The 8,588-nt window shown below is 69.8% G+C and carries 11 protein-coding genes and 1 pseudogene; 5 read left to right on the forward strand and 7 right to left on the reverse strand.

Annotated features, from left to right (window positions below; genetic code table 11):
- Both CV755_RS14440 and CV755_RS14445 read left to right on the forward strand, forming a co-directional pair.
- Nucleotides 1-373, forward strand: a 373-nt coding sequence (locus CV755_RS14440) for a helix-turn-helix domain-containing protein (RefSeq protein WP_153068672.1), incomplete at its 5' end; no start/stop codon positions are given.
- Between the two features lie 59 nt (nt 374-432).
- Complete coding sequence (locus CV755_RS14445; protein ID WP_109280647.1) at nt 433-1,191, forward strand: maleylpyruvate isomerase family mycothiol-dependent enzyme; 759 nt, start codon at nt 433-435, stop codon at nt 1,189-1,191.
- Here the strand turns inward: CV755_RS14445 and CV755_RS14450 are convergent.
- Nucleotides 1,188-2,090 carry an alpha/beta fold hydrolase gene (locus tag CV755_RS14450; RefSeq protein WP_109280648.1) on the reverse strand — a complete coding sequence of 301 codons (903 nt, stop codon included), beginning with the start codon at nt 2,088-2,090 and terminating at the stop codon, nt 1,188-1,190. The two genes, CV755_RS14445 and CV755_RS14450, sit on opposite strands and share 4 nt — an antisense overlap.
- Nucleotides 2,091-2,175: 85 nt before the next feature.
- Here CV755_RS14450 and CV755_RS14455 point away from each other — a divergent pair, with 85 nt between their 5' ends.
- The gene (locus tag CV755_RS14455) at nt 2,176-2,775 is read left to right on the forward strand and encodes a CGNR zinc finger domain-containing protein (RefSeq protein WP_109280649.1); all 600 of its coding nucleotides are present in this window, start codon (nt 2,176-2,178) and stop codon (nt 2,773-2,775) included.
- Between the two features lie 7 nt (nt 2,776-2,782).
- Here CV755_RS14455 and CV755_RS14460 read toward each other — a convergent pair whose 3' ends face one another.
- Together CV755_RS14460 and CV755_RS14465 are read right to left on the reverse strand one after the other, a co-directional pair.
- Nucleotides 2,783-3,253, reverse strand: a complete 471-nt coding sequence (locus CV755_RS14460; protein ID WP_109280650.1) for a pyridoxamine 5'-phosphate oxidase family protein — start codon at nt 3,251-3,253, stop codon at nt 2,783-2,785.
- Between the two features lie 73 nt (nt 3,254-3,326).
- Nucleotides 3,327-3,767, reverse strand: a complete 441-nt coding sequence (locus tag CV755_RS14465) for an ATP-binding protein (protein ID WP_109280651.1) — start codon at nt 3,765-3,767, stop codon at nt 3,327-3,329.
- Nucleotides 3,768-3,909: 142 nt separating this feature from the next.
- Here CV755_RS14465 and CV755_RS14470 point away from each other — a divergent pair, with 142 nt between their 5' ends.
- A complete protein-coding gene (locus tag CV755_RS14470) occupies nt 3,910-4,764 on the forward strand; it encodes a helix-turn-helix domain-containing protein (protein WP_109280656.1) in 855 nt (284 codons plus the stop codon).
- Nucleotides 4,761-4,952: a DUF397 domain-containing protein gene (locus CV755_RS14475; RefSeq protein WP_109280652.1), complete on the forward strand. Its 192-nt coding sequence runs from the start codon at nt 4,761-4,763 to the stop codon at nt 4,950-4,952. The genes CV755_RS14470 and CV755_RS14475 overlap by 4 nt, the downstream gene beginning before the upstream one ends.
- 193 nt (nt 4,953-5,145) lie before the next feature.
- Here CV755_RS14475 and CV755_RS14480 read toward each other — a convergent pair whose 3' ends face one another.
- The 4 genes and pseudogenes from CV755_RS14480 to CV755_RS14495 all read right to left on the reverse strand — a co-directional run.
- Complete coding sequence (locus tag CV755_RS14480) at nt 5,146-5,595, reverse strand: GNAT family N-acetyltransferase (RefSeq protein WP_109280653.1); 450 nt, start codon at nt 5,593-5,595, stop codon at nt 5,146-5,148.
- Between the two features lie 48 nt (nt 5,596-5,643).
- Complete coding sequence (locus CV755_RS14485) at nt 5,644-5,994, reverse strand: hypothetical protein (protein WP_109280654.1); 351 nt, start codon at nt 5,992-5,994, stop codon at nt 5,644-5,646.
- 22 nt (nt 5,995-6,016) lie between these two features.
- A complete protein-coding gene (locus CV755_RS14490) occupies nt 6,017-8,242 on the reverse strand; it encodes a serine/threonine-protein kinase (RefSeq protein ID WP_109280655.1) in 2,226 nt (741 codons plus the stop codon).
- Nucleotides 8,224-8,588, reverse strand: a pseudogene (locus tag CV755_RS14495) (oxygenase MpaB family protein); the annotation flags it as partial. The gene CV755_RS14490 and the pseudogene CV755_RS14495, both read right to left, overlap by 19 nt.

Consider the following 8,588-nt stretch of genomic DNA (forward strand, 5'->3'; position numbering starts at 1 on the left):
GGTCTGGCGACGGCTGACCGGGCCGGCGGCCGCGCCCATCAGCGCGCTGGCAGACGAAGTGGGCTGGTCCCGGCAGCACTTGACCGCCCGCTTCCGTCAGGAGGTCGGGCTCTCCCCCAAGACCCTGGGCCGCATCGCCCGGTTACAGCGCGTCATGGCCCTTATGCGCGGCACCCGCCCGCCCTCCTGGGCCGAAGCCGCCGCGAGATGCGATTACACCGACCAGTCCCATCTCATCCGCGACTTCCGTCTGCTGACCGGCTACAGCCCGGCCGGGCTCCGCACCCTCGGCGACTGGGCCGGCATCTATGTAGGCGATCCGCGCGTATACGCGCTCCACAGCCACCAAGCGGCCCGGCACCTGGTGACATGATGCGTGTGGGAGCGCCCGGCTGACCGGAGCCGGGCCCCACGACCAGCGGGAGCGCACAAGTGAGGCCCTCGGAGCATGCGGACGCCATCGCGGTGGAGACCGCCAGATTTGTGGACCTGGTCCGGAACGCCGACCGGACCACCGAAGTGCCCGGCTGCCCGGGCTGGACGCTGACCGACCTCATCCGGCACACCGGCAGCGTGCAGCGCTGGTTCGCCGTCCTGCTGCGCGGGCGCGTCCAGGAACCGCCGCGCAGCCGCGAGGTGGACCTGCGGCTGCCGGCGGCCGAGGACGGCTATCCGGACTGGCTGGCGGACAGCGCGACCGAGGCCGCCAACGCCTTCACCTCCACCGGCCCGGACACCCCGATGTGGGCCTGGGGCGCCGACCAGCACGCCAGGTTCTGGATCCGGCGCATGCTCTTCGAAACCCTGGTGCACCGTGCCGACGCCGAACTCGCCCTCGGCCTGCGGCCCGTCATCGGCCGCGATCTGGCCACGGACGGGGTGGACGAGTTCCTGGTCAACCTTCCCTACGCCACTTTCTTCGCCCCCAAGGTGGCCAAGCTGCGCGGCGACGGCGAAACCATTGGTTTCCGCTGCACGGACACCGGCGCCAACTGGCTGATCCGCTTGCGGCCGGACGGATTCACGGTTGAGCGGGGCGCGGCGGCGGAACCGGCCGATGCGACCGTGGAGGGGGCCGCGGCCGACCTGCTCCTGCTGCTGTACGGCCGCCTCAACCGCGAGGCGGACGCCTTCGATGTGCGCGGTGACCGGGAACTCCTGGAACTCTGGTTCGCCAACTCGGAGTTCTAGGTGCGGCTCCGCCGCGTGGGCGCGGCGGACTGGAGACGGTCCAGAAAACCGGCCACCAGCGGTGCGATCTCCGGCAGCTTCTCCTCCAGGGCGAAGTGCCCGGTGGCGAACAAGTGCAGCTCCGCCTCCGGCAGATCGCGCAGATAGGCACGGGCGCCGGCCTCGGTGAAGAAGGGGTCACCGGTGCCCCAGGTGATCAGCGTGGGCGGGGTGTGCTCACGCAGCCACGCCTGCCACTCGGGATAGGCGGCCACATTGCGGTGATAGTCGTAGGCCAGCGCCAGTTGGGCCTCCTTGCGCCCCGGCTGGTCCAGGAAGTACTGATCCAGCACCCAGCCATCCGGAGCTATCAGCTCCGGGTCGGTGGTGCCACCCAGATACTGACTCCGGGTCCCGGCCAGGGTCAGCAGGCCGCGAATGGTATCTGCCGAACCGGGAGTCTCCGGAGTCAGCGCGATGAAATCCCGGGCGGCCGCCGACAGCCCCTCGGTATACGCATTGCCGTTCTGGACGACCAGCCCCGCTATCCATTCCGGATGCCGCAGCGCCAGCCGGAAGCCCACCGGGGCACCGAAGTCGAAGACATACATCACAAAGCGGGTGAGCCCGATGGCCTTGACGAACCCCTCGGTGATATCGGCCAGCCGGTCGAAGGAATAGTCGAAGCCGGCCGGGGCCTCGGTGTTGCCGAAGCCCGGGTAATCGGGCGCGATCAGCCGGTAGTCGGTGCCCAGCGCGTCGATCAGCCTGCGGAACTGGTGCGAGGCCGAAGGGAATCCATGCAGCAGGAGCAGCACCGGCGCGTCCGCCCGTTGCGGCTGCGATTCGCGGTAGAAGACCCGCACACCGTCGATGTCGATGGAGCGGTGCAGGGTGCGGGGTAGTACGGCGGACGTCATGACCACATGCCTCCTATGACCAAAGAAGCATTAGTTCTACGGCACCCAACCTAACGCGTCAACGCAATCGCGTAGCATTAGTCACATGACTGGTGAGGACACCGAACCCCTGGTGGGCGAGCAGCTGGCCCTGGACCTGCTCAATACCCGCCCAGCGGGCCTTGAGGGTCGCAAGGACCTGCTGGCCACTGCCCAACTGCTGGCTCGCTGGCTGGACTTGCAGGGGGCTCGGCTGGCCGGAGCGGCCGGTGACGGTACTGCGCCGCAGCGCGCCGACCTCGCACCGGTCCATGCCGTCCGTGATCACACCGAAGCCGCCGTACGGGCGCTTATGCGCGGCGCCCGTCCCCCGGCGAGCGCCTTGCGCGGCCTCAACCAGGCCATGGGGGCGGCTCCTTCGGTTCCCGAGCTGCACTGGGACGGCACGGCGGTCACCATCACCCCGCGCCGTCCGGGCCGGTTGGGCATACGCCTGGCAGCGGTGCTGGCGCAGTCGGCGGCGGATCTGCTCACCGACCCTGCCTTCGAGAGGGTGAAGGAGTGCGAGGCCGACGGCTGTGTGATGCTCTTCCTGCCCGCCCACCCCCGGCGCCGCTGGTGCGTCTCGGCGAAGTGCGGCAACCGGGCGCGGGTGGCGCGCCATTACCGGCGGCAGCGGGACGGCTCTCGCGAGCCTTCGCTCTGAACCCCGGCTAGACCAGCCACTTCCCCTCGCGCATCAGGGTGCGCCCGGCCATCTCGGGAACCGTTCCCCATGCCTGGAGCACCTGCGGGGTGACCTGGAAGAAGACATAGGAGGGGTGGTCCTTGCGGGGGTCCCAGCCGTCCTTGGCGGCGAAGGCGTCGCCGACGCCGGGGGGAAGCTGCTCGCGGGTCCACATCCGTGCGGTGCCATGGACCAGGACCACATCCCGGGTATGGCCGAAGGAGAGCCGGACGCGGCCGGAGGAACACAGGTTGCGGCCGGTGGGGTTGGTGTCACGGGTGGCCAGCCAGACCGTCTCGCCGTCCCACCAGAAGGCCAGCGGAACCAGACAGGGCTCGCCATTGGCGTCGGCCGTGGCGACCCATACATCGTTGTCCCGCACGAGGCGTTCCAGCGCTTCGCGCTTGCGTTGCTCGGGGCTGCGGGGGCTGCTGCGGCGAGAGTCAACTGTCGTCATGTGCTGAGGTTATGGCGTCATGCGCTTACGCACATCGGTCGCGGGGACCAAGACCGCCCGGGGTGGCGGGCCCTCACAGTGCGCTGTTCCTGATCGGACGCCGCGACGCATTGACCTCCGAGCAGTCCTCGCACCGCGCGCCCAGCAGGCAGTGGATTTCCTTGCCGCCGTGGGGTCCGGGCACCACCCGCCAGCGCTGTCCGGTGAGTTCGTCGATCAGGGCCAGGCCACGGCCCGCGGTGCTGTGGGAGTCGGCGGGCCTTCTGACGGGCAGGCGGGGCCAGGCGTCCGCGACTTGGATGTGCAGTGTCGCTTCCTCGCACCGCATCCGCAGCGAGCACCAGCGGCCGGGGACATGGTCAACGACGTTGGTCAGCAGCTCGTTGACGATCGTCAGGGCGTCATCGGCCGCACCCCAGCCCCAGTGGTCGAGCTGTGCGCGGGCGATATGGCGCACGCTGGACAGTTCGGCCGGTCCCAGGACCAGTTCCAGGGCGAACCGGTGGTCTGCCATGTCCCCTCCGTTGTTCGGCAACGGACGCGATCCTGGATCCCGGGACATCACTGAGGCAAGTATTCCCGGCAGATGCTTCACTATCGAGTGAATGGGAGCGCAAGCGGCGCGGAGCGGGTTGCGGTGGGCCATCATGCGGGTCATGGCTCAGAGCGACATGCCGACGATGCGGAGCAAGCGGCTCGGCAATGAACTCCGGCGACTGCGCGTCGCCAACGACCTCAAGGTGTCGCAGGTCGCGGAGTTGCTGGAGTGCGGGCAGCCGAAGATTTCGCAGATCGAGAATGGGAAGCGGGGGATTCGGCAGATCGATTTGACGTTGCTGCTCGATCGGTACGGGGTGACCGATGAGAGCTATCGCCAGGGCCTCAAGCAGTTGGCTCGGGACATCCACAAGGTGGATTGGTGGTCTTCGCAGGGGCCGTTGATTCACGATACGTTGCGGGATTACCTCACCTTGGAGGCGGACTCGGACGTGATCCGGGTGTACGAGCCGGCGCTCATTCCGGGGATTCTGCAAACCGAGGCATATATGCGCGAGTTGTTCGCCGCTCGGGCACCTGCGGGGCGCCTGGAAGCGCTCGTTGAGACACGGCTCAGGCGCAAGCAACTGCTGGACGATCCCGGAGGATTCGCCTTCCGCGTGGTCGTTGACGAACCCGCTTTCCATCGGCTCATGTCTTCGCGCACGCTCAAGAGGGAGCAGCTACGGCACCTCGACGAGGTCAGCCGTCATCCCAATGTCACGCTTCAAGTGCTGCCGCTCAAGGCCAAGTTCCCCATCGACCAGTTCGGGGCCTTCAGCCTCTTCACTTTTCGCGGTGAATCGTCCATTGATGTCGTGTGGCTGGAGCACATGACCGGTGGTACGTTGCTGGAACAGCAATCTGATGTCCATGCGTACACACGCGCATGGGAGGAGTTGACAGCCGCCGCGCTGTCCCCCTCCAGTTCCCGGCGGTTCATCGGCGCACTCATCGAGGAAATCGGGTCATGACGTCCGCAGAAGTGCCGATATGGCACAAGAGCAGCCACAGCGGCACCGACAACGCCTGCGTCGAGCACGCCACCCTCCCCACCGGCCATCACGCCATACGCGACACCAAGGACCCCGCCCGCCGGGCGACCCTCACCTTCCACCCCGCCGCCTGGCAGCACTTCCTGGACCGGCTCAGCCGGAGTTGATCGGGCAGGGGCCTGTCAGCCCACGCTCAGAGGTGGGAAACCTTTGCGGAACGGGCTAGCGGGGCAAAGGATTCCCACCACAGTCGGGCGGGCGCCCCCTCAGGCGCGCGGGGCAGCTGCGTCATGCGGCTCCGCCGCGTGGGCGTGATCAGCCACGTGCAGCCCGCACAACGACACACAAACCCAGAGATCCCTAGAGCACCCTCTCGAAGCAGCGGGACGCCGGAATGTCCGCGTACGCACCGAAGTTGGGGATGGGGCGGTACCCGGCACGGGTATAGAAGCGCACCGCGGCCGGCTGGCGGTCGCCCGTTTCCAGGCGGAGGGCGGTCCAGCCGGAGGAGCGCGCCCAGTCCTCAAGGGCGCGCAGAATGCGTTCCGCCGCGCCGGAACCCCGCCACGCCGGGGCGACATACATCCGCTTGATCTCGCCGACCCCTCCCCCGAGCTCGCGAAGGCCCCCGCAGCCGACCGGAATTCCCTCGTCCGAGCGGGCCAGCAGGAAGACCGTGATGTCCGCTTCGGAGGGGGGAACTCCAGGCTCGCTGTCGGGAGTTCCATATATCTCCGCTATCTCCACCCGCTGGCGGGAGCGGAGCAGCGAGGCGTCGGGGTCGGCCCACGGCGTCTGTTCGATCTTCATGGCTGGAGTCTGCCGCAGACGTGTTTCGGGCAGGTGACCAAGGAGCGGCTACAGCCAGCGCCGTGCCGCCTCCACCGTGTCGCCGCCGCTGGTGTTGAAGGCGATCGCCGCCTGCGGTGCGTGCCGCCGCACCAGGTTCACCGTCTGCTCGAAGAGCGGAAGAAGAGGCTCCGGCTTGCGGATGCCGCCGCCGATCACCACCACATCCCAGGCCCGTTCGGCCAGCGCCGCCACCATGGTGGGCTCGGCGGACTCGTCAACGGTGATCAGGGTCATGGATGCCTCGACGCCGAGCCCGGCGAAGCGGGCCAACTCGGCATTGAGCAAGGCAAGGAAAGCCTCCCCGTCCATGCCGGGGATGGTGCGCGGGTCGATACCGATCACAAGAGCAGCAGGCATACGGGCAGGGTATCCACCCGTGCTAGACCGACCGTTCCCGGGCGGTGATACGGCTGTGCCGGAGCGCCGCCACCTGCCGGTACAGTTCCACCGCTTCCGCGGAGCGGCCGAGTTGTTCCAGGCAGTGCGCCTCGTCATTGCGGCTGGCCAGGGCGTCGGGATGGTCGGCGCCCAGGACGCGCTGGCGGGCCTGGGCGACATCGCGATAGACGGCCAGCGCATCCGGCCAGCGGCCCAGCCAGCCCAGGCCGACCGCCACCTCCCGCCGGCTGACCAGGGTTTCGGGGTGGTCGGCACCCAGCACCCGGGCCCGGATGGCGAAGACATCGCGGGCCTCGGTGAGCGCCTCCTCCCAGCGGTGCAGCCGGCCCAGGTTGACGCCCACCGCGTGCCGGGCGCGCAAGGTGTCCGGGTGGGCGGGCCCCAGCAGGCGGGAGCGGTCCTCGACCAGGGTGCGGAAGATGTCCAGCGCTTCGGCGGCCCGGCCCAGCCGGCCCAGGCAGATGCCCGCCTCATAGCGGGCGGCCAGGGTGTCGGGATGGTCGGCGCCCAGCACCCGGGAGCGGGCCGCGGCCACCTCGCGGTAGATGCGCAGGGCGTCGCGCCGCCGTTCCAACAGGGCGAGGACATGGGCGACTTCGCAGCGGGTGACCAGGGTGTCGGGATGGTCGGCACCCAGCACCCGGCAACGGGCGGCGGCGATTTCCAGGGCCATCCGGTAGGAGTCCTCCAGGCGGCCCAGTCGGCCCAGGCTGAAGGCCAGGTTGTGGCCGCAGCGCAGGGTGGCGGGGTGGTCGGGGCCCTGGGTGCGTTCCCGGGCGGCGAGTACGGCCGCGTACACCTCGCGGGCCTCGAAGTGCCGGCCCAGCCGCCCCAGTACATGGGCGGACTCCTGGCGGGCGGCCAGGGTGTCGGGGTGATCGGGGCCCAGGGTGCGGGAGCGTCCGTCGGTGGTGCGGGCGTACTCGCGCAGTGCCTCGTCGAAGTGGCCGAGCCGGCCGAGGGTGGCGGCGAGGTCATGGCGGGCGGCCAGGGTGTCCGGATGGTCGGCGCCCAGCAGCCGTTGGCGTTCGGCGAGCGCCGACCGCTGTAGCTCGCCCGCCTCGGACCAGCGGCCCTCCCCGCACAGCCGCAGCGCCTGGTCCTGCCGCAGGGTGAGGTCGGTGAGCAGGGTGGCGGGCGGCGGGGGGCGTTCGGTTCCGCCGCCGCCACGCGCCGGGCGGTGGGTGCCCGCGGTCCAGGAGCCGGTGAGGGCGGCAGCGGGGTCCGGCGGCACGGGGGCCGGTGGCTCGGTGCCCACCGCCTTGGAGCCGGTGGTCATCTCCCTTGCCCAGGCGGGCAGCCGGGGCTCGGCGGCCCGGACCGGCGGCTGCGGTACCTGCGGAAGGACGGCCTCCGCGCGGCGTGCCTCGGCGACCCGGCGGACCAGTTCGGCCGCGTCCTCCGGGCGGTCATCGGGGTTCTTGGCCAGCAGGTCCAGGATCACCCGCTCCAGCGGCGAGGACAGTTCCGGCCGTAGCTCACTCGGTGGGCGCGGCGCGGTGTCCCGGTGGCCGACCAGCACCGACCAGGCGTCGTCCATGTCGAACGGCGGTACCCCGGTGGCCATTTCATAGAGCACACAGCCCAGTGAGTACAGGTCGCTGCGGTGGTCCACGCTCCCGGCGGCGATCTGCTCGGGCGACATATAGTGCGGAGTGCCCATGGCGACGCCGCCGCCGGTGAGCCGGGCGGTGAAGCCGATGTCATGGCCCAGGCGCGCTATGCCGAAGTCGCATATCTTCACGGTGCCGTCGTTGAGCCGCATGATGTTGGCCGGTTTGAGATCGCGGTGCACGATGCCCTGCCGGTGGGTGTAGGCCAGGGCGGCGCCGACCTGGTCGGCGATCTCGGCCACTTCGGGTACCGGCAGCGGGTGTTGCTTGTTGTCCTCCAGCAACTGGCTGAGGTTGCGGCCGTCGAGCAGCTCCATGACGAGGAACAGCACACCCTCGTGCTCGCCGAAGTCATGCACCACGGTGACGCCCCGGTGCTGGAGGGAGGCCGCCACCCGGGCCTCGCGGCGGAAGCGTTCGCGCAGCACCCGCAGATAGGAGTTCTCATGGCGGGGGCCCAGGGGCTTGAGGCATTTGACGGCCACCTGGCGGCCCAGGGACTCGTCGCGGGCGCGCCACACCTCTCCCATGCCGCCCCGCCCGATCCGGTCGAGCAGCTGGTAACGGCCCTGGATCAGCCTGGTCTCCGCCATCCCGCGCCGCCGCCCCCGTCGATTCGCTCAGCCTCCCCCGGCTCTTCAAGTATGGCGGGCGGTAGTTGCAGCTTGTAGGGCGACGGCCGACTGCCGGGTCCCAGTCTGGCCACCGCGGTGAGGATGTGTTTCGGCGGCAGTTGCCAGCGGATGGTGCTGGGGATGCGGCGCAGCAGGGTGCCGGTGGTGCGCAGGCGGCGGCTGGTCTCGGCGGGCGGGGGCGCGGGGCGCCCGTACAACTCATGGGCGTACGGAGGCAGGCAGGCGTAGGCGAGCGACGCTACGCGCCCCCATAGTGCGGCGCGCAACGGGATCAGCGGTGCCGGTACCGGTGGCCGGCGCAGAA

The organism is Streptomyces orinoci (assembly GCF_003121295.1).
Taxonomy (GTDB): Bacteria; Actinomycetota; Actinomycetes; order Streptomycetales; family Streptomycetaceae; genus Streptomyces; species Streptomyces orinoci.